Consider the following 19,020-nt stretch of genomic DNA (forward strand, 5'->3'; position numbering starts at 1 on the left):
TCACGACCGGGGCCGTGACCTTGTGTCCCACGCGCCATCGTACGTGGGTAAGGGTCGCCTTCCCGGGCCTACCCGCAACGTGAGCGCCGCGCTGAGCTCCCTTTGTGCCCTGATGGGTCACGGTCACCGCCCCCCGGAGCCCGTGCTGCCTGTTTCCTCCATATGGGACGCCTCCTGGCGCCGCTCCGGTTCTCGCCTCCGCGGGTGCCTCTGACGATACGTCAGAGGATCAGGAATTCAGGTACGTGAGCACGGCCAGGACACGCCGGTGGTCGCCGTCGCTGGGGGCAAGCCCGAGCTTCAGGAAGATGTTGCTGACGTGCTTCTCCACGGCCCCGTCGCTCACCACCAGCTGCTTGGCGATCGCCGAGTTCGTCCGGCCCTCGGCCATCAGTCCCAGCACCTCGCGCTCCCGCGGGGTGAGACCGGCCAGCACGTCCTGCTTGCGGCTGCGCCCCAGGAGCTGTGCCACCACCTCCGGGTCCAGGGCGGTACCGCCGCCGGCCACCCGTACGACCGCGTCGACGAACTCCCGAACGTCGGCTACCCGGTCCTTGAGCAGATACCCGACCCCGCGGGAACTGCCGGCCAGCAGCTCGGTGGCGTACTGCTCCTCCACGTACTGCGACAGCACCAGCACCCCGAGCTGCGGGTGGTCGCGGCGCAGCCGCACCGCGGCGCGCACGCCCTCGTCGGTGTGGGTCGGCGGCATCCGCACGTCGGCCACGACAACGTCGGGCACCGCCTCCTCGGCGGCGAGCTCCCCGATCACCTTCAGCAGGGCCTCGGCGTCGCCGACCCCGGCGACGACCTCGTGCCCGCGGTCGGTCAGCAGGCGGGTCAGTCCCTCCCTCAGCAGCACCGAGTCCTCGGCGATGACCACCCGCACCCTGTCCTCCACCGCTACCGGCTCCCCCGTGTCGACGTCGACGTGTCCCTCCCCAGCATTCCAGCTTCCGGCGGCCGGCACACGGCCTTGCCACCGGGGCGGAGTGCGGGGGAGGGACGGAGGGGGGCGCGGTGAGCGTCCTCTAGGTTCTTCTTCGGCTTCTTCGGCTTCTGCGGCTTCTGCGGTCTTCGGGTCTTCCGGTCCTCACCGGTCCAGCGGCACCGCGGGCTCCGCGGGGTCAGGTCCGCCAGGGCAGCTCGGCCGCGACGGTGGTCGGGCCGCCGGCGGGGGAGTCGACCGCCAGGACGCCGTCCACCGCCCCCAGCCGCTCGGCGAGCCCCGCCAGACCCGAGCCCCGCCCCGTGGATGCGCCGCCGCGACCGTTGTCGACGACGTGGATCATCAGCCGGTCACCGGAGCGCCACAGGTCGACCGCGGCGCGCGAGGCGCCGCTGTGCTTGCTGATGTTCTGCAGCAGCTCGGAGACGGTGAAGTACGCGATGCCCTCGATCGCGGGCACGGGGCGCCCCGGCAGGTCCACGCTCACCTCCACCGGCACGGTGCAGCGCGCCGCGAGGGAGGAGAGGGCGGCGTCGAGGCCGCGGTCGGTGAGGACGGCCGGGTGGATGCCGCGGGCCAGGTCGCGCAGCTCCTGGAGGGCCAGCTTCACCTCGCCGTGCGCCTCCTCGACCATGGTGGCGGCCGCCTTCGGGTCCTCCTGCAGCTTCTCCTTGGCCAGGCCGAGGTCCATGGCGAGCGCCACGAGCCGGGCCTGGGCGCCGTCGTGCAGGTCGCGCTCGATGCGGCGCAGGTCGGCGGCGGCGGTGTCCACGACCGTGCCCCGGTCCGACTCCAGCTCCGTGACGCGGCTGGCCAGCCGTGACGGCCCCAGCAGCCCGGCGACCAGGCCGCGGTCGACGTACGCCATGCCGCGGATCAGCCAGGGGGTGGCCAGGACCAGCAGCAGTCCGAGCACGGAGGTCATGGCCACCTCGAACGGCGTGTCCAGCCACCAGCCGTTGCCGTTCCCGTCCCCGTACAGCTGGAGCCCGGGCTGGTCGGTGTAGGCCGGGAAGACCCACTGCCACAGCGGGTACGTGAGGAGCCCCCAGCCGTAGGTGACGAAGGAGACGGCCACCGAGAAGGTGAACACGCCCCACGGGAAGTGCACGAAGAAGTACAGGATGTGCCGCCAGGAGGCGCCGCTGGTCAGCTGGCCGCCGAGCCACGACATGAAGCCCTGGCCGGGGCGCCGGCGCAGCGGCTCGGGCGCGGCCACGTCGATGCGCAGGCACTGGCGGGCCCGCTCGCGCTCCACGACGCCGAGCCCCCGGCAGCCGGCCAGCATGACGGCCAGGACGGGCAGCCCGAGGAAGGTGACCAGCAGGCCCGCGCCGAGCGACAGCATCGTCACCGTGAAGACGAAGCCGATGACGCCCATCGGCAGGTTCAGCAGCAGATACAGGAGCTCGCGCCAGGTGCGGGCCTCGAACGGCGCGCGCAGCGCCGCGGGCAGCCGGTGCTGGCGCGGCTCCGGGAATCCGTATGCCATGGTCACGTCCGTCCTCTTCGTCGTACCGGCCTGTCTCCGCCTGTGATGCCTTCAGCCTCCTCTTCCGGGGACCTCGCGCCCATGGTGCGGATCGGCGTCTCGGACCTGGGGAAAACCCCACCCCCGGGCTGCGGCGGCCCGCACCGGGGCGGGGTCAGCGGGGCAGCCGCAGCGCCAGCCCGTCCAGGACGACGTCGAGGCCGTAGGCGAACTTGGCCTCGCGCAGCGCGACCGGGTCCCCGACGGCTTCCGCGGGGTCGGCGTAGGAGGCGGACAGGTGGTCGTGGGGGGCCGCGGCGGCCTGCGCGGCGGGCATGAGGCGGGCGATGAAGTCGGCCTCGCTCTCGCCGGAGCGGGCCACCGTGGTGAGCCAGGCCGCCTCCGTGGTGCTCATGCCGATCACGTAGCTCAGCAGGGTGTCGATCGCCCGGCCCGGCTCGGGGAAGCCGGCGCCGGCGAACAGGGCGGCCAGCCGCTCGGAGTACGACATGAGGTTGGGGCCCAGGTAGGCGAGGCCCGCCTGGCCCAGGACCGAGGACAGCCACGGGTGGCGCAGCGCTGTCGCGCGGAAGGACCCGGCGGCCTCCGTGACCGCCGCGCGCCAGTCGGCGCCGCCGGCGGCGGGGACCGCGATCTCGGCGGCGACCTCGTCGACGGCCAGCTCCATCAGCTCGTCCTTGGTCGCGACGTGCCGGTAGAGCGAGGTCGCGCCCGCGTTCAGCCGGGCCCCGAGCTTGCGCATGCTGAGGGCCTCGATCCCCTCGGCGTCCAGCACGGCGACCGCCTCGCGGACGATCGCGTCGCGGCTGAGCGCGGGCTGGTCGGCCTCGCGCTGCCGGCGGGCCCACACGGAGGGGATCGGGTTCGGCTTCGTCCTTGCGGCCATGGCACTCCTTCGGGGACCTGCGGGCGGTGGCCGAGGTGTCGGGGCGGGGACTGCTGCGTACAGCGTTCGCATCAGCGTACAGGAATGGGTGTTGCGCACACTGTTCCGCCATGCGTACAGTGTGCGCATCGAAGGAACGGTGTACGCACGAACCGAGGTCCCGGGAAGGACACCCCATGGAAACCCGCAACCCACGCCGCTGGTGGATCCTGATCGTGCTGTGCCTCAGCTCGCTGGTCCTGGTGGTCGACAGCATGGCGCTGACCGTGGCGGTGCCCGCGATGACCGGGGACATCGGCGCGAGCGCCCAGGACACGCAGTGGATCCTCGACTCCTACATCCTGGTCTTCGCCGGTCTGCTGCTGACCTCGGGAAGCCTCGGCGACCGGTTCGGACGCCGGAAGGTGATGATCGTCGGCCTGCTGTTCTTCGGGGCCGCCTCGCTGGCCGCCACCTTCTGCACCAGCCCGGGCGAGGTCATCGCCGTACGGGTCGCGATGGGCCTCGGCGGCGCGCTGATCATGCCCTCGACGCTCTCGATCCTCATCACCGTCTTCGACGAGGAGGAGCGCGGCAAGGCGATGGCGGCGTGGAGCTCGGTGTCGATGCTGGGCCTGGTCGGCAGCCCGGTGCTCGGCGGCGTGCTGATCGACCACTTCTCCTGGCACGCGATCTTCCTGATCAACGTCCCCGTCGTCGCGCTCGCCGTCCTCGCCGGCCTCACCCTCATGCCGGAGTCCAAGGGCCCCTGGAGCAAGCCCGACCCGCTCGGCGCCGTGCTGTCCGCGGCCGGCATGACCGCCCTGGTCTGGTGGATCATCGAGCTGCCGCAGCACGGCGCCGTCGGCGGCCGCTCCGGGACCACCCTGGCCGTCGCGGTCGTCGCCCTCGGCGCCTTCGTGGCCTGGGAGAACGTCACCGCCGCGCCCATGGTGCCGCTGGTCCTGTTCCGGCACCGCAACTTCAGCGGCGGCTCGCTCTCGCTGACCCTGGTGCAGATCGGCAACGGCGGCCTGCTGCTGGTGCTCACCCAGTACCTGCAGTTCGTGCTCGGCTACTCGCCGGTCAAGGCGGGCGCCGCCTTCGTGCCGCTGGCCGTCGCCGCGCTGGCCGGCAACGTCCTGGGCGCCAGGATCGCCGCGCGGACCGGGAACCGCCCGCTGATCCTCGGCGGCATGCTCGTCATGGCCTCCTCCTTCGCGCTGCTGGCCACCGTCACCGAGGGCAGCGGCTTCACCGTCCCCGCGGTCGCCCTCGGCCTGCTCGGCCTCGGCGCGGGCCTGGCGATGCCCGCCGCGGTCGGCGCCCTGATGAGCACCATCCCCGCGGAGAAGGCGGGCGTCGGCTCCGCCCTGAACGACACCATCCAGCAGGCCGGTACCGCGCTCGGCATCGCGATCCTCGGCTCGCTGCTGGCGAGCGGCTTCTCCCGCGGGATGCCCGCCGGCACCCCCGAGGAGGCGAGGCACTCCATCGCCGGAGCGCTGGCCGCCGCCCACGGCGACGGCGCCATGGTCCGCGCGGCCCGGGAGGCGTTCACCGCCTCGATGTCGACCACCTTCACCATCGGCGCGGTCGGCGTCCTGGCCGCCGCCCTGCTGGCCGCCCTGGTCATGCGCGACAGCCGGCCCGAGCCCGCCGCCACCCCGGCGGCGGAGGCCGGACTCGCCGCCTGACGGCAACAGGAGAAGGCCGGCGCCCTCCCCACGGGCGCCGGCCTTCTCCGTGTGCGGCTCAGGCGCGGTCCCGCCAGGGCAGTTCGGCCGTCACCGTCGTCGGGCCGCCCGTCGGGGAGTCGACGACCAGCAGACCGTCCACCGAGTCCAGCCGTTCGGCCAGCCCGCCCAGACCGCTGCCGCCCGACGTGGTCGCCCCGCCCCGGCCGTCGTCACGCACCTGGATCATCAGCCGGCCGTCCGAGCGCCACAGTTCGACGACGGCCCGGCGGGCCCCGCTGTGCTTGCTGATGTTCTGCAGCAGCTCGGAGACGGTGAAGTACGCGATGCCCTCGATCGCCGGCGCCGGGCGGCTCGCCAGGTCCACCTGGACCTGCACCGGCACCGTGCAGCGGGCGGCCACCGAGGACAGGGCGGCGTCCAGGCCGCGGTCGGTGAGGACGGCCGGGTGGATGCCGCGGGCCAGGTCGCGCAGCTCCTGCAGGGCCAGCTTCACCTCGCCGTGGGCGTCGTCGACCATCCTCGCCGCCGCCTCCGGGTCCTCCTGCAGCTTCTCCTTGGCCAGGCCCAGGTCCATGGCGAGGGCCACGAGCCGGGCCTGCGCCCCGTCGTGCAGGTCGCGCTCGATGCGGCGCAGGTCGGCGGCTGCGGTGTCCACCACGGTGCCCCGGTCCGACTCCAGCTCCGCGATCCGCCGCTCCAGCTCGTCGGAGGGCGACAGCAGGCCGCGGACCATCGCGCGGTCGGCGTTGGCCAGCCCCCTGGCGATGAACGGCAGCACCGGCCACGCCACGAAGAGCGAGGTCAGGGCGATGGTGAAGGTGGCGATCCCCCACGGCAGCCGGATGAAGAAGTACAGCGCGTGCCGCCACCCCACCGGGTCCTTCAACGAGGTCCACAGCCAGGGGAAGAAGCCCATCCGCCCGGGACGCAGCTGCCGGGGTTCCTCCACGGCCACCCCGAGCATGGCGCGCGCCCGTATCCGCTCCAGCCGCCCCAGCAGCCGGCAGCCGGCCAGTCCCAGCGCCAGCAGCGGCAGTCCGATCACGGTCACCGACAGCCCGACGCCGAGGTAGAGCACAACGACCACGAAGACGAAGCCCACGAGGTCCACGGGCAGGTTCGCCAGGAGATACGCGATCTCCTTCCACGTCACGGCGTCGAAGGCGAAGCGCGCCGGCGGCAGCGGGGCGGCTTCCCCGCGCTGGGAGTTGATGGTCATGACGCCAAGCCTGCCGGGGACGGGGCGGCCACCGCCATGGGGTGCGCCTGCCAGGACAAGGTGGGGTTATCCGTACCACCGGTCAGGACGGGTGGTTCGGCTCCGGGGGGCAGGGCCTAGACTCCGTTCGTACAGATCGTCTAAAGATCCACCGGGATCGCTGGACAACGCGCTTACGACGAGAAACGAGGGGCGGACGGACGTGGACTACTTCCACGGCTACTCGGTCGTCGGGCTGGTCGCGGTGCTCGGGGTGCTCTTCGTGACCGTGGCCTTCGGAGCCGGTCGCCTGCTGCGGCCCGTCGTGCCGACGCAGGAGAAGATGCTCACGTACGAGTGCGGCGTCGACCCCGTCGGCGAGGGCTGGGCGCACACCCAGGTCCGCTACTACGTCTACTCCTTCCTCTACGTCATCTTCGCGGTCGACGCGATCTTCCTCTTCCCCTGGGCGACGGTGTTCGCCGCCGAGGGGTACGGCGGCACGACGCTGGTCGAGATGTTCGTCTTCCTCGGCTTCCTCGCCGTCGGTCTGCTCTACGCCTGGAAGAAGGGCGTCCTGGAATGGACGTGACCGAAGTGACCGATGTGAGCACTCCCGAGTACCTGCCGGAGCCGCGCCGCCTCGGAACGCTGGCGCGCCTGGCGCCGGAACCGATGAAGGTGGTCCTGAACTGGGGCCGCCGCTACAGCCTGTGGGTCTTCAACTTCGGGCTCGCCTGCTGCGCCATCGAGTTCATCGCCGCGTCCATGGCCCGGCACGACTTCATCCGGCTCGGCGTGATCCCCTTCGCGCCCGGCCCGCGCCAGGCCGACCTCATGGTCGTCTCCGGCACCGTCACCGACAAGATGGCCCCGGCCGTCAAGCGGCTGTACGAGCAGATGCCCGAGCCGAAGTACGTCATCTCCTTCGGCGCCTGCTCCAACTGCGGCGGGCCCTACTGGGACTCGTACTCGGTGACCAAGGGCGTCGACCAGATCATCCCCGTCGACGTCTACGTGCCCGGCTGCCCGCCGCGGCCCGAGGCGCTGCTGCAGGGCATCCTCAAGCTCCAGGAGAAGATCGCCCGCGAATCGCTCGGCGAGCGCTACGGCGACGGCGGCACCCCGCACGCGTCCACCGCGGCGCTGCGCAGCGGCCTCGTCCAGGCCCCGCCGCCGCCCGGGGAGGCCACGAAGTGACCACGCCCTTCGACCGGCTCCCCGAGCCGGACGCCGTCGCCGAGGTCTTCGGCGCCGGGGCCACGGCGGAGGAGGCGTACGGTCTGCTCACCGTCGACGTCCCCGCCGCGTCGTGGACGGACGCCCTGCGGGCCGCCCGGGACACCCTCGGCTGCACCTTCTTCGACTGGCTCAGCGCCGTCGACGAACCCGGCACCGGCTTCCGGGTCTGCGCCCACGTCGTGGCCCCCGCGGTCGGCTCCGTGCGGCGGCTGATGATCCGTACGACCGTCCCGCACGAGGCACCGGCCCTGGCGACCGCCACCGGCGTCTACGCGGGCGCCGCCTGGCACGAGCGCGAGACGCACGAGATGTTCGGCGTCGGCTTCACCGGCCACCCGCACCTGGTGCCGCTGCTGCTGCCCGACGGTTTCGAGGGGCACCCGCTGCGCAAGGACTTCGTGCTGGCGGCGCGCGTCGCCAAGGCCTGGCCGGGCGCGAAGGAGCCGGGCGAGTCCGAGCACGGCGGGCCCAAGCGCCGCCAGATGCTGCCGCCGGGCGTGCCCGACCCCAACGAGTGGGGCCCGCTGAAGGGGCAGCTGCCGCCCGCCCCGGCGCGACCCGCCCGCACCCCGCGCGCGGCCGGTGCGGCAGGCGCCGGTGCGGCGGGCGCCGCCGAGCGTCCCGCACGGCGCACCCGCAGCGTCACCGAGGGCTCCGCGAGCCAGGGCGACGCGGCCCCGGCCGCCCCTGCCGCGACCCCGCGCCGTACCCGCTCGGCCGGCGACGGCTCCGTCAGCCAGACCGGTGCCCCCGCCGGGACCCCCGCGGCGCCGGCCACGGACACCCCCGCGGCTCCCGCGACGCCCCGCAAACGCACCCCGGACGCCCCCTGGGACGTCCCGCGTGACACGCCCGCCACCGGCCCGGCGCCGGAAGCGGCCCCGCAGGCACCCGCCGCCGCCGACGCGGCCGACGGCGACCGGCCTCCCGCAGGGCAGGCCACACCGGCCGGCGGCGCGGAGGACGAACCCGCGCGGCCCGCACCGGGCGGCGACGCCGCCGGCACCCCCGACCCCGACGACGCAGGAGGAGGCAGCACACCGTGAGCGACGCCCTCGAAGTGATCCTCCGGCTGCTCGCCGTGCTCGTCGCCTTCCTCGTCCTGCCCCTGGTCGTCGGCCAGACCGAGCACAAGGTCATGGCCCACATGCAGGGCCGCCTCGGGCCCATGTACGCCGGCGGCTTCCACGGCTGGGCCCAGCTCGTCGCCGACGGCGTGAAGTTCGCGCAGAAGGAGGACGTGGTCCCGGCCGACGCGGACCGGAAGATCTTCCAACTCGCGCCCGCCGTCGCGCTGCTGCCCTACCTCCTGGTGCTCGTCGCGATCCCGGTCGGTCCCGACGGGCTCGTCGGCCAGGACATCGACGCGGGCCTGTTCTTCGTCCTCGCCGTCATGGGCGTCGGCGTGCTCGGCTCGCTGATGGCCGGCTGGGCCTCCGCCAACAAGTTCTCCCTCCTCGGCGGTCTGCGCACCGCCGCGCAGCTGATGTCGTACGAGCTGCCGATGCTGCTCGCCGCCGCGTCCGTCGCCATGGCGGCCGGGACGCTCTCGCTGCCCGGCATCGTCGACGCGTACGCCTGGTGGTGGACGCCGTGGCAGCTGATCGGCGCCGTCGTGTTCTTCACCGCCGGCCTCGCCGAACTCCAGCGCCCGCCGTTCGACATGCCCGTCGCGGACTCGGAGATCATCTTCGGTGCGTACACCGAGTACACGGGGATGCGCTTCGCCCTGTTCCTGCTCGCCGAGTACGCCGGCATCGTCGTGCTGTGCGGTCTGACCACCGTCCTGTTCCTCGGGGGCTGGCACGGCCCCTGGTCCGGCAGCGTCGGCTGGCTGTGGACACTGCTCAAGACCGCGGCCCTGGCCTTCGTCGTCATCTGGCTGCGGGTCACCTACCCCCGGCTGCGCGAGGACCAGCTGCAGCGGCTCGCCTGGACCGTCCTCATCCCGCTCGCCCTGGCCCAGATCGCGCTCACCGGCGTGGTGAAGGTGGTGATCTCCTGATGGGCGTCCCCGGTTCCGGCCTGGCCAAGGGCCTCGCCGTCACCCTGCGCACGATGACCCGCCGCTCGCACACCGCGCAGTACCCCGAGGTGCAGCCCGACCTGCCGCCCCGCAGCCGTGGTGTGATCGCGCTGTTCGAGGAGAACTGCACGGTCTGCATGCTGTGCGCCCGCGAGTGCCCCGACTGGTGCATCTACATCGACTCCCACAAGGAGACGGTGCCCGCCGCCACCCCCGCCGGCCGCGAACGCAGCCGCAACGTGCTCGACCGCTTCGCCATCGACTTCTCGCTCTGCATGTACTGCGGCATCTGCATCGAGGTGTGCCCCTTCGACGCCCTGTTCTGGTCGCCGGAGTTCGAGTACGCGGAGACCGACATCCTCGAACTCACCCACGAGCGCGACAAGCTGCGCGAGTGGATGTGGACGGTGCCGGCCCCGCCGCCGCTCGACCCCGCCGCCGAGGAGCCCAAGGAGATCGGCGCCGCCCGCAAGACCGCGGAGAAGGCCGCCGCCGCGGCAGCCGCCGCAGAGGCCGAGGCCCAGGCGGCCACCCAGACCCAGGCCGAGGAGCCGGGGGGCGACGCGTGAACCTCACCGCCGCCCACCCCGGTTTCCTGTCCCCGACCGGCGTCGAGATCGTCTTCGTCCTCGTCGGCGTGGCGACCCTGGCCGCCGCAGTCGTCAGCGTCACCACGAAGCAACTGGTGCACGCTGCCCTGTGGCTGGTCGTCGCGCTCGGTGGCGTGGCCGTCGAATACCTCCTCCTCACCGCCGAGTTCATCGCCTGGGTGCAGGTGCTGATCTACGTCGGGTCCGTCGTCGTGCTCGTGCTGTTCGGCCTGATGCTCACCAAGGCGCCCATCGGCCGTTCCCCGGACGCCGATTCGGGCAACCGGATCGCGGCGCTGGCCGTGGCGGTGGCCGCAGCGGGCACGCTCGTGTGGGTCGTGGTCGACGCCTTCCGGGCCACCTGGATCGAGGTGGACGGCGCCGCGCAGGGCTCCACCAAGGTCACCGGACAGATCCTCTTCCGGCACTGGGTGCTGCCGTTCGAGGCGCTGTCCGTGCTCCTGCTCGCCGCGCTCGTCGGTGCGATCGTCCTGTCCCGCAAGCAGTCCCGTCAGCAGCCGGGAGAGCGCTGATGCATCTCGCCTACCCCGCCGTCCTCGCCGCCCTCCTGTTCTCCGTCGGCCTGTACGGCGTCCTCGCCCGGCGCAACGCGATCCTCGTCCTGATGTCGGTCGAGCTGATGCTGAACGCGGTCAACCTCAACCTGGTCGCCTTCGACGTCTGGCTCCGCGACACCCTCCACGCCGGGCAGGCGCTGACACTGTTCGTCATCGTCATCGCCGCCGCCGAGATCGGCATCGGCCTCGCCGTCGTCCTGCTCGTGTACCGCAACCGGGGCAGCTCGGACATCGACCGCCTCACCGACCTCGCCGAGCACGGACCGCACGACCCGCACGACCCGCAGGGCGAAGGGGACGGGCCCTCCGCACCCGAAGAGAAGGCCGAGGCCGCAGCGTGACCCTGACGACCCTCGCCGTCCTCGTCCCCCTCCTGCCCTTCCTCGGCGCCGTCGGCGGCCTGCTGCTCGGCCGCACCGCCCCCGGCTTCCTCCGGCCGCTGGCCGTGCTGCCCACCGCGACCGCCTTCGTGCTGGCCGTCGTCGTCGCCGTACGGCAGGGCAGCGGCCCGGCCACCGACGCCGCGACCCGGCTCACCCCGACCGGCTCGGTGCCCGTCGACCTCGCCCTGCACCTCGACGGCTTCGCGGTGCTGATCGCCGTCCTCGTCGGCCTGGTCGCCACCTGCGTGCAGCTGTACTCCACGGCCTACCTGCGCCACGACCCGCGCTACGCCTCCTACTCCGCCCTCGTCTCCCTCTTCACCGCCGCCATGTTCCTGGTCGTCTACACCGGCGACCTGATGGTGCTGCTGGTCGGCTGGGAGATCATGGGCATCTGCTCGTACTTCCTGGTCGGCCACTACTGGGAGACCGAGGTCGCCCGGGCCGCCTCCCTCAAGGCCTTCCTCGTCACCAAGCTCGGCGACGTCCCCTTCCTGATCGGTGTGTTCGCGCTCGCCGCCGACGCCGGCACCTTCCGGATCAACGGCATCCTGACCGCCGCCACCCACGGCCAGATCGCGCACCCGACCGTCGTCGGTCTGCTGCTCCTCGCCGGGGTCGCCGGCAAGTCGGCGCAGTTCCCGCTGCACACCTGGCTGCCCGACGCGATGGCCGGCCCCACCCCGGTGTCCGCGCTGATCCACGCCGCCACGATGGTCGCGGCCGGCATCTACCTCGTCGCCCGGCTGCTGCCGGTCTTCGAAGCCTCCACCGTCACCCTGGCGGTGCTGGGTGTGCTCGCCGCCATCACCATGATCGGCTCGGGACTGGCCGCGCTCGCGCAGGACGACATCAAACGCGTGCTCGCCTACTCGACGATCGGCCAGCTCGGCTACATGGCCGCCGCCCTGGCCGTCGGCGACCGCAGCGCCGCCGTGTTCCACCTCGTCTCGCACGGTGCCTTCAAGGCTCTCCTCTTCCTCGCCGCCGGCGTCGTCATCCACGCCGCCGGCACCAACTCGCTGGCCGCGATGTCCCGCATGGGCGACCTCGGCAAGCGCGTCCCCGACGCCATGTGGACCATGGCCATCGCGCTGGCCGCCCTGGCCGCCGTCCCGCCCTTCTCCGGCTTCTTCTCCAAGGAATCGGTGCTGCGGGCGGCCGAGCACGCCGCCTCCGGCCACGCCGAGGGCGTGCCCTCGGCCGTCGGCTGGCTCGTCCTGGTCGCCGCGCTGATCACCGCCGTGCTCACCGCGGGCTACGCGACCCGCCTGTTCCTCCTCGCCTTCCGCGGCCACGGCGCCACGCTCCCCGAGGCCCACGGCAGGGAACCGGCCGTCATGACCCTCGTCCTGTGGGTGCTGGCCGTCCCGACCCTCGCCTTCGGCGCCGTCGCCCTCGTGCCCTCGCTCCTCGACCTCCCCTCCTGGCTGGACGGCAACGCCCTCGCCCCGACCCTGGTCACCTCGATCCTCGGCGTCGGCCTCGCCGTCGTCGGCATCCTCGCGACCTACGGCGCCTGGCAGGCGACCGCGTCCCGCCGCGGCACCCCGCTCGGCGCGGTCGTCACCGCCGAGGCCGCCGAGGAGGAGCCGGCGCTCACCGAGGCCGCCGCTCTGCAGACCCACGAGCAGGTCTACGGGGACGTCGCCGCCGCCCAGGACCCCGCCGACCCCGGACGCCTGCTGCTCGGCCCGCTCTTCGGGCCCGCCTCGCACGGCTTCCGTCTCGACGCCCTCTACGCGGCGCTCTTCGTCCGCCCCGTGCTCGCCGCCTCCGGCCTCGTCCGCTTCCTCGACCGCGAGGTCGTCGAGACGTACGTCCGCGGCGCGGGCGGACTGCCCCGGCTGCTCGGCGCCCTCGTACGCCGCACCCAGACGGGCAACGTGCAGACCTATATCAGCGTGCTGCTGGCCGGCTCCGTGATCCTCGCCGTCCTCGTCGCCGTCGGAGCGTGAGCCGTGAACGACACCGTCCTCCAGTACGTCCTCGCGGCCGCCGTCCTCCTGCCGCTGCTCGGCGCCGCCGCGGCCCTGCTGCCGCCCCCGCCCGGTCTGAAGGGGAAGAACCCCGACCAGGCGGTGCTCCGCCACGGCGTCACCGTCACCGGGCTCGTCCTCGTCCTGAGCATCGTCCTGGCCGCGGGCTTCGACCACGACCACCCCGCGACGATGCAGGCGAACACCGACATCAGCTGGATCCCGGCGCTCGGCGTCCGCATCCACCTCGGCATCGACGGCATCAGCCTCCCCCTCCTCGTCCTGACCGCGCTGCTGACCTTCCTCTGCGCGCTCTACAGCTACTTCAAGATGCCCGCGGGTCCTTCCCCGAAGGCCTTCGTGGCGCTCCTGCTCCTCCTGGAGACGGGCACGCTCGCCACCTTCGCCGTGCTCGACCTGCTGCTCTTCTTCCTCGCCTTCGAGACCGTCCTCATCCCGATGTACTTCCTCATCGCCCGCTGGGGCGGCGAGAAGCGGGAGAAGTCCGCCCTCCGCTTCATCCTCTACACGCTGCTCGGTTCCGTGATCATGCTGCTCGGCCTGCTCCTCATCGGGCTGAAGGCGGGCACATTCGACATGGTGGCACTCGCCACTGACAACGGGTCACCGCTCAGTCACTCCACGCAGCTGATCGCCGTCCTCGCCATCGGCCTCGGCCTCGCCGTCAAGGCTCCCATGTGGCCGCTGCACAGCTGGCTCCCGGACGCCCACACCGCCGCCCCCACGGTCGGCTCGGTGCTCCTGGCCGGCGTCCTGCTCAAGATGGGCACGTACGGGTTCGTACGGATCCTGCTGCCGGCCGCCCCCGAGGGCATGCAGACCTTCGCGCCCTACCTGGCCGCCTTCGCGGTCGTCGGCATCGTCTACGGGTCGCTGGCCTGCCTGGCCCTCGCCCGGCGCGGCGGGGGCGGCGACCTCAAGCGCCTCATCGCCTACAGCTCCGTCGGCCACATGGGCTTCGTGCTGCTGGGCATCGCCACCCTGACCCCCACCGGCGTCAACGGCGCGCTCTTCGCCAACATCGCCCACGGGCTCATCACCGGCCTGCTCTTCTTCCTGGTCGGCGCCCTCAAGGACCGCTACGGCTCCACCGACCTGGAAACCCTCGCCGGGCAGACCGGCGCCGCGCTGTACGGCAAGGCACCCCGCATGGGCGGCCTGCTCGCCTTCGCGGCCGTCGCCTCCCTGGGCCTGCCGGGCCTGGCCGGCTTCTGGGGCGAGATGCTGGCGATGTTCGGCTCCTTCAAGCCCGCCCCGGGCCTGGACCGCGGCGCCTACCTGGTCTTCACCGCGGTCGCCGCCTTCGGCACCCTGCTCACCGCCGCGTACCTGCTCGTCGTCGTACGCCGCGTGTGCATGGGCGAACGCGACACCGTCCACGCCGCGCCGGAGCTCGCGGACGTCCGGGGCTACGAGTTCGCGGCCTGGACCCCGCTCGTCGTCCTGACCGTCCTCGCCGGCCTGTGGCCCGCCGCCCTGCTCGGCCTCACCGACCCGGCCGTGCGCACCCTGCTCGGAGGCAGCTGATGAGCACCCTCGCCACCTCCGTCGTCCAGTCGGTCGACTGGGCCGCGATCGCCCCGCCCGGCATCGTGGCGGTGGCCGCGATCGTCGTGCTGGTCGCCGACCTCTTCCTGCCCGAGGGCCGCAAGCGGCCCCTGGTGGCGATCACCCTCGCCGGACTCGTGCTGGCCGGGCTCAGCCTGCTGCCGCTGCTCGACGGCGACCGCACCACCTTCTGCCTCGTCGGCAGCCCCGCCGACTGCTCCTACGTCGCCGACCGCTTCACGCTCGTCGTGCAGCTGCTGGTGCTGGCCGGAGCGCTCGTCGCCGCCCTGCTGTCGGTGCACACCCTCGACGAGCTGCCCGCCGGCGAGTTCTGGTTCCTGCTGCTCTCCTCCGCCTCAGGCGCCGCGCTGCTGCCCGCCTCCCGCGACCTGGCGACCCTCGTGATCGCCCTGGAGGTCACCACGCTCCCCTCGTTCGCCCTGGTCGGCCTGCGCCGCGGCGACCGGCTGTCGAGCGAGGCGGCCCTGAAGTTCTTCCTCTCCTCGGTCGCCGCGACCGCCGTCACCCTGCTGGGCGTCAGCTTCGTCTACGCCGCCACCGGCACCCTCCACCTGGAGGCCATGGCCAAGGGACTGCAGAACGTCGACCCCCGCCTGGACACGCTGGCCGCCGCGGGCGCCGCCCTCACCGTCGTCGGCTTCGCCTTCAAGCTCGCCGTCGCCCCCTTCCACTTCTGGGTGCCCGACACCTACACCGGTGCCCCGCTCCCCGTCGCCGGCTACCTGTCTGTCGTCGGCAAGGCCGCCGGGTTCGCCGGCCTCATCCTCGTCACGGTCGTCGCCTTCCGGCCGTACGCGCACGTCTGGGGCCCCGCCGTCGCCGTCCTGGCCGCCCTCACGATGACCGTCGGCAACGTCGCCGCGCTGGTGCAGCGCCCCGACCGCCCGCGCAGCGCCGTCCGCCTGCTGGCCTGGTCGTCCATCGGCCAGGCGGGCTACCTGCTGGTCCCGATCGCCGCCGCCGCGTACACCGACCCCGACCGCCAGGTCGGCACCACCCTCGCCTACGCGCTGATGTACGCCGCCGTGAACCTCGGCGCCTTCGGCGTCGCCGCGCTCGTCGGCCGCTCCGCCCCGCAGAACCGGCTCACCGACTACCGGGGCCTCCACGGCCGCCACCCCCTCGCCGCGCTCGCCATGGCCTTCTTCCTGCTCTGCCTGGCCGGCCTGCCGCCCGGCGTCATCGGCCTGTTCGCCAAGGTCGCCGTCTTCTCCTCGGCCGTCGACGCGGGCCTCGGCTGGCTGGCCGCGGTCATGGCCGTCAACGTCGTGATCGCCCTCGTGTACTACCTGCGGTGGACGTTCCTGCTCTTCGCGAAGCCCGGCACGGAGCCGGCCGCAGCGGTCCGCCCGGCGGGCCCCTCGCGCCCGCTCGGCGCCGCCATCGCGCTCACCGCCGTCGTCGGAGTCGTACTGTCCGGAGCGCCCCAGCTCGTCCTCCGCTTCGCCTCCGCGACCCTGCTCTGAGCACCCGGCAGGAAGGTGCACAAGGGAACTAACGCCCCTCCGGTGGCGTTGGCCCCTACGGGAGGTTCTCCTTGGACGAGGAGAGAAGGTCCTCCCGATGCACAACTTGGAGGGTGTACCGTGCACCGCCGGCACAACGGCCTGAAGACCGCCGCGCTCCTGGGCGGAATGTCGGCTCTCATCCTGGTCATCGGCAGCTTCTTCGGCCGTACGGGACTGATCGTCGCACTCGTCGTAGCCCTCGGGACCAACGCCTACGCGTACTGGAACAGCGACAAGATCGCGCTGCGCTCCATGCGCGCCCGCCCGGTCAGCGAGTTCGAGGCGCCGGCGCTCTACCGCATGGTGCGCGAACTCTCCACCTCCGCCCGGCAGCCCATGCCGCGGCTCTACATCTCCCCGACCGAGGCCCCCAACGCCTTCGCCACCGGCCGCAACCCGCGCAACGCCGCCGTGTGCTGCACCGAGGGCATCCTGCGCCTCCTCGACGAGCGCGAACTGCGCGGCGTCATCGGCCACGAACTGAGCCACGTCTACAACCGCGACATCCTCATCTCCTCCGTCGCGGGCGCCCTGGCCTCCGTGGTCGTGTTCCTGGTCAACTTCGCCTGGCTGATCCCCGTCGGCCGCTCCGACGACGACGAGGGCCCCGGCCTGTTCGGCCTGCTGCTGATGATGATCCTCGGCCCCGTCGCCGCCTCCCTCATCCAGCTCGCCGTCAGCCGCTCCCGGGAGTACGAGGCCGACGCCTCCGGCGCCCGCCTCACCGGCGACCCACTCGCCCTCGCCTCCGCGCTGCGCAAGCTGGAGACGGGCACCAAGCGCGCCCCGCTGCCGCCCGAGCCCCGGCTGGAGACGACCAGCCACCTCATGATCGCCAACCCGTTCCGCCCCGGCGACGTCTCCAAGCTCTTCTCCACCCACCCCCCGATGGGCGAGCGCATCGCCCGCCTCGAGGAGATGGCCGGCCACCGCCGCTGACACCGGCGTGCGGTCCGGCCCGTACGCGGGTACGGGCCCTGTGGGGGACGCCTGACGGAGCGGCGGCTCCCGCCCACCTGACGGGCGGGGCCACCGGACGCATGGGAGGCTTGGGCCATGAAGGCGGTCAACATCGTCCTGAACGTCGTGTGGCTGGTGATCTGGGGCCTGTGGATGGCGATCGGCTACGCCCTGCTGGGCCTGCTGATGTTCATCTTCATCGTCACCATCCCCTGGGGGATCGCGTCCCTGAGGATCGCCAACTACGTGCTGTGGCCCTTCGGCCGCACCACGGTGGAACGCCGCGACGCGGGGGTCGGGTCGCTGCTCGGCAACATCATCTGGCTGGTCTTCGCGGGGATCTGGCTCGCCATCGGCCACGTGATCGCGGGCATCGGCTTCTGCCTGACGATCATCGGCATCCCGTTCGGCATCGCCAACTTCAAGATGGTGCCTATCTCCCTGGTGCCGCTCGGCCGCGAGATCGTCCCCGTGGACGCCCCGTACGCCACCCGCTGAACCCGGCGCCCGGCACGCCCCGGCAGGGCCTCAGCCCGGCTCGATGTTGTGGTTGAGCCGGAACACGTTCTCCGGGTCGTACTCGGTCTTCACCCGGCCCAGCCGCCCCAGGTTGTGCGCGCCGAGACCGGCGATCACCCGGCCCTCGCCCTCGTTGCCGATGAAGTTCAGGTAGACCGCGCCCGAGGACCACTGGCGCAGGTCGGCGCGGACGTCGTGCGCCCACTTCCGGGCCCGCTCGTCGTCCGCCGGATCCGCCCACAGGCCGAAGGGGTGCGCGACCCACGGCGCCCGGCGCCAGGGCAGCGGGTAGTCGGCCGGAGGGCGCGCCACGGCTCCGCCCACAGGGAACAGCACGTGCTGGGAGGGGGAGGGGACCACCATGTCCCGGGCACGCGCGCAGAAGCGCTCCACGGCCGCGTCCGGGAAGTCGTCCAGGTACTCCGCCGACCAGTAGTTCCGGTAGCCCGGCGGGTCGTCGAGCGCCGACTGCAGGTCCGCGTACGGCATCTCCGCCACCATGCGGCCGTGCGGGGCGAGCGCGAGCAGCGGTTCCAGCACCTCGCGCGCCGCGTCCTCGGTGCCCGCGTACGTGAAGACCACGGCGCAGGCCAGCGTGCCCACCAGGTGCTCGGGAACGAACTCCTCCGGCGGCCCGGTCAGGAAGAGCACGCCCCCGCCCACCTCGTCCGGCGCCGACGCCAGCAAGGTGCGGTAGGCGCGCAGCACCTCGGGACCGGCCTCGGGCGGCCACAGCAGCACGGCCAGGGTGGCGGCGGGCAGCGGGTGCAGCCGCAGCGTGAGCGAGGTGGCGACACCGAAGTTGCCGCCGCCCCCGTGCAGCGCCCAGAACAGCTCCGGGTTCTCGTCCTCGGCGGCCCGCACCATGGTGCCGTCCGCCGTCATCAGCTCGGCCTCCGCCAGGTTGTCGCAGGCCAGCCCGAACTTCCGCTCCAGCCAGCCCGATCCGCCGCCGAGGGTGAAACCGCCCACCCCGGTCGTCGACACCCGGCCCCCCGTGGTGGCCAGGCCGAACGGCTGCGTCGCCCGGTCCAGGTGGCTCATCGTGGCGCCCCCGCCCACCCGCGCCGTGCGCGCCGCCGGGTCGACCACCACGGCGTGCATGCGCCGCAGGTCGACGACGATGCCGCTGTCGGTCAGCGCGTTGCCGGAGACACTGTGCCCGCCCCCGCGGACGGAGACCTCCAGGCCGCGTTCGCGGCCGAAGCGGATGGCCGCGGCGACGTCGTCCACCGTCTCGCACAGGGCGATCACGGACGGCCGGCGATCGATCATCGCGTTGAACAGGGTGCGGCTCTCGTCGTACGACGCGTCCCCCGGTGCGACGACCTCGCCGGCGAAGCCGTCGCGCAGGGCGTCCAGGGCCGCGTCGTCCAGGACACGGGGTGCCATAGGTGCTGCCCCCTTCCCTCCACCTCCACGGTAGGACGGGGGCATGGGC

Annotated in this window: 18 protein-coding genes; 13 read left to right on the top strand and 5 right to left on the bottom strand. The window is 72.8% G+C overall.

Going from position 1 to position 19,020, the window contains the following annotated elements:
* Positions 1 to 229 precede the first annotated feature (229 nt).
* The 3 genes from ACZ7MY_RS29815 to ACZ7MY_RS29825 all read right to left on the bottom strand — a co-directional run bounded on the left by ACZ7MY_RS29815 (position 230) and on the right by ACZ7MY_RS29825 (position 3,327).
* Positions 230 to 889, bottom strand: coding sequence for a response regulator (locus ACZ7MY_RS29815; protein ID WP_499606470.1), 660 nt, complete (start codon positions 887 to 889; stop codon positions 230 to 232).
* A 238-nt stretch (positions 890 to 1,127) separates the two neighbouring features.
* Positions 1,128 to 2,441, bottom strand: coding sequence for a sensor histidine kinase (locus ACZ7MY_RS29820; protein ID WP_499606395.1), 1,314 nt, complete (start codon positions 2,439 to 2,441; stop codon positions 1,128 to 1,130).
* A gap of 154 nt (positions 2,442 to 2,595) precedes the next feature.
* Positions 2,596 to 3,327, bottom strand: coding sequence for a TetR/AcrR family transcriptional regulator C-terminal domain-containing protein (locus tag ACZ7MY_RS29825; protein WP_499606396.1), 732 nt, complete (start codon positions 3,325 to 3,327; stop codon positions 2,596 to 2,598).
* A gap of 176 nt (positions 3,328 to 3,503) precedes the next feature.
* Between ACZ7MY_RS29825 and ACZ7MY_RS29830 the strand changes: the two genes are divergently transcribed.
* Entirely contained in the window at positions 3,504 to 5,003 is a 1,500-nt protein-coding gene (locus tag ACZ7MY_RS29830; protein ID WP_499606397.1) for an MFS transporter, read from the top strand.
* Positions 5,004 to 5,061: 58 nt separating this feature from the next.
* Here ACZ7MY_RS29830 and ACZ7MY_RS29835 read toward each other — a convergent pair whose 3' ends face one another.
* Positions 5,062 to 6,225 (bottom strand): sensor histidine kinase, encoded by a 1,164-nt coding sequence (locus ACZ7MY_RS29835; protein WP_499606398.1) that lies wholly within the window; start codon positions 6,223 to 6,225, stop codon positions 5,062 to 5,064.
* Between the two features lie 202 nt (positions 6,226 to 6,427).
* Between ACZ7MY_RS29835 and ACZ7MY_RS29840 the strand changes: the two genes are divergently transcribed.
* The 12 genes from ACZ7MY_RS29840 to ACZ7MY_RS29895 all read left to right on the top strand — a co-directional run bounded on the left by ACZ7MY_RS29840 (position 6,428) and on the right by ACZ7MY_RS29895 (position 17,558).
* Positions 6,428 to 6,796 carry an NADH-quinone oxidoreductase subunit A gene (locus ACZ7MY_RS29840; RefSeq protein ID WP_499606399.1) on the top strand — a complete coding sequence of 123 codons (369 nt, stop codon included), beginning with the start codon at positions 6,428 to 6,430 and terminating at the stop codon, positions 6,794 to 6,796.
* Positions 6,787 to 7,404, top strand: coding sequence for an NADH-quinone oxidoreductase subunit B (locus ACZ7MY_RS29845; protein ID WP_499606400.1), 618 nt, complete (start codon positions 6,787 to 6,789; stop codon positions 7,402 to 7,404). Before ACZ7MY_RS29840 ends, ACZ7MY_RS29845 begins: the two co-directional genes overlap by 10 nt.
* On the top strand, positions 7,401 to 8,492 hold the full coding sequence (locus ACZ7MY_RS29850; RefSeq protein ID WP_499606401.1) for an NADH-quinone oxidoreductase subunit C: 1,092 nt from the start codon (positions 7,401 to 7,403) through the stop codon (positions 8,490 to 8,492). Before ACZ7MY_RS29845 ends, ACZ7MY_RS29850 begins: the two co-directional genes overlap by 4 nt.
* Positions 8,489 to 9,451 (top strand): NADH-quinone oxidoreductase subunit NuoH, encoded by a 963-nt coding sequence (gene nuoH, locus ACZ7MY_RS29855; protein ID WP_499606402.1) that lies wholly within the window; start codon positions 8,489 to 8,491, stop codon positions 9,449 to 9,451. Before ACZ7MY_RS29850 ends, nuoH begins: the two co-directional genes overlap by 4 nt.
* Complete coding sequence (locus ACZ7MY_RS29860; RefSeq protein ID WP_499606403.1) at positions 9,451 to 10,041, top strand: NuoI/complex I 23 kDa subunit family protein; 591 nt, start codon at positions 9,451 to 9,453, stop codon at positions 10,039 to 10,041. Before nuoH ends, ACZ7MY_RS29860 begins: the two co-directional genes overlap by 1 nt.
* Entirely contained in the window at positions 10,038 to 10,595 is a 558-nt protein-coding gene (locus ACZ7MY_RS29865; protein ID WP_499606404.1) for an NADH-quinone oxidoreductase subunit J family protein, read from the top strand. The genes ACZ7MY_RS29860 and ACZ7MY_RS29865 overlap by 4 nt, the downstream gene beginning before the upstream one ends.
* Positions 10,595 to 10,981, top strand: a complete 387-nt coding sequence (gene nuoK / locus ACZ7MY_RS29870; protein WP_499606405.1) for an NADH-quinone oxidoreductase subunit NuoK — start codon at positions 10,595 to 10,597, stop codon at positions 10,979 to 10,981. The genes ACZ7MY_RS29865 and nuoK overlap by 1 nt, the downstream gene beginning before the upstream one ends.
* On the top strand, positions 10,978 to 12,981 hold the full coding sequence (locus ACZ7MY_RS29875; protein WP_499606406.1) for an NADH-quinone oxidoreductase subunit 5 family protein: 2,004 nt from the start codon (positions 10,978 to 10,980) through the stop codon (positions 12,979 to 12,981). Before nuoK ends, ACZ7MY_RS29875 begins: the two co-directional genes overlap by 4 nt.
* A 3-nt stretch (positions 12,982 to 12,984) precedes the next feature.
* A complete protein-coding gene (locus ACZ7MY_RS29880; RefSeq protein ID WP_499606407.1) occupies positions 12,985 to 14,550 on the top strand; it encodes an NADH-quinone oxidoreductase subunit M in 1,566 nt (521 codons plus the stop codon).
* Entirely contained in the window at positions 14,550 to 16,058 is a 1,509-nt protein-coding gene (locus ACZ7MY_RS29885) for an NADH-quinone oxidoreductase subunit N (RefSeq protein ID WP_499606408.1), read from the top strand. The genes ACZ7MY_RS29880 and ACZ7MY_RS29885 overlap by 1 nt, the downstream gene beginning before the upstream one ends.
* A gap of 120 nt (positions 16,059 to 16,178) precedes the next feature.
* Entirely contained in the window at positions 16,179 to 17,039 is an 861-nt protein-coding gene (htpX, locus tag ACZ7MY_RS29890; RefSeq protein WP_499606409.1) for a zinc metalloprotease HtpX, read from the top strand.
* A gap of 117 nt (positions 17,040 to 17,156) precedes the next feature.
* The gene (locus ACZ7MY_RS29895) at positions 17,157 to 17,558 is read left to right on the top strand and encodes a YccF domain-containing protein (protein WP_499606410.1); all 402 of its coding nucleotides are present in this window, start codon (positions 17,157 to 17,159) and stop codon (positions 17,556 to 17,558) included.
* Positions 17,559 to 17,588: 30 nt separating this feature from the next.
* On the opposite strand, the gene ACZ7MY_RS29900 is transcribed toward ACZ7MY_RS29895, so the two are convergent.
* Entirely contained in the window at positions 17,589 to 18,971 is a 1,383-nt protein-coding gene (locus ACZ7MY_RS29900) for an FAD-binding oxidoreductase (RefSeq protein WP_499606411.1), read from the bottom strand.
* Positions 18,972 to 19,020 lie beyond the last annotated feature (49 nt).

The sequence above is a fragment of the Streptomyces sp. NPDC111520 genome (assembly GCF_055635295.1).

What these genes read in the sequence shown, in the direction of transcription:
- ACZ7MY_RS29845 (WP_499606400.1), top strand. Translation starts at nt 6,787, where the DNA reads ATGGACGTGACCGAAGTGACCGATGTGAGCACTCCCGAGTACCTGCCG.
- ACZ7MY_RS29830 (WP_499606397.1), top strand. Translation starts at nt 3,504, where the DNA reads ATGGAAACCCGCAACCCACGCCGCTGGTGGATCCTGATCGTGCTGTGC.
- ACZ7MY_RS29860 (WP_499606403.1), top strand. Translation starts at nt 9,451, where the DNA reads ATGGGCGTCCCCGGTTCCGGCCTGGCCAAGGGCCTCGCCGTCACCCTG.
- ACZ7MY_RS29825 (WP_499606396.1), bottom strand. Translation starts at nt 3,327, where the DNA reads ATGGCCGCAAGGACGAAGCCGAACCCGATCCCCTCCGTGTGGGCCCGC.
- ACZ7MY_RS29885 (WP_499606408.1), top strand. Translation starts at nt 14,550, where the DNA reads ATGAGCACCCTCGCCACCTCCGTCGTCCAGTCGGTCGACTGGGCCGCG.
- ACZ7MY_RS29835 (WP_499606398.1), bottom strand. Translation starts at nt 6,225, where the DNA reads ATGACCATCAACTCCCAGCGCGGGGAAGCCGCCCCGCTGCCGCCGGCG.
- ACZ7MY_RS29895 (WP_499606410.1), top strand. Translation starts at nt 17,157, where the DNA reads ATGAAGGCGGTCAACATCGTCCTGAACGTCGTGTGGCTGGTGATCTGG.
- ACZ7MY_RS29820 (WP_499606395.1), bottom strand. Translation starts at nt 2,441, where the DNA reads ATGGCATACGGATTCCCGGAGCCGCGCCAGCACCGGCTGCCCGCGGCG.
- nuoK (WP_499606405.1), top strand. Translation starts at nt 10,595, where the DNA reads ATGCATCTCGCCTACCCCGCCGTCCTCGCCGCCCTCCTGTTCTCCGTC.
- ACZ7MY_RS29900 (WP_499606411.1), bottom strand. Translation starts at nt 18,971, where the DNA reads ATGGCACCCCGTGTCCTGGACGACGCGGCCCTGGACGCCCTGCGCGAC.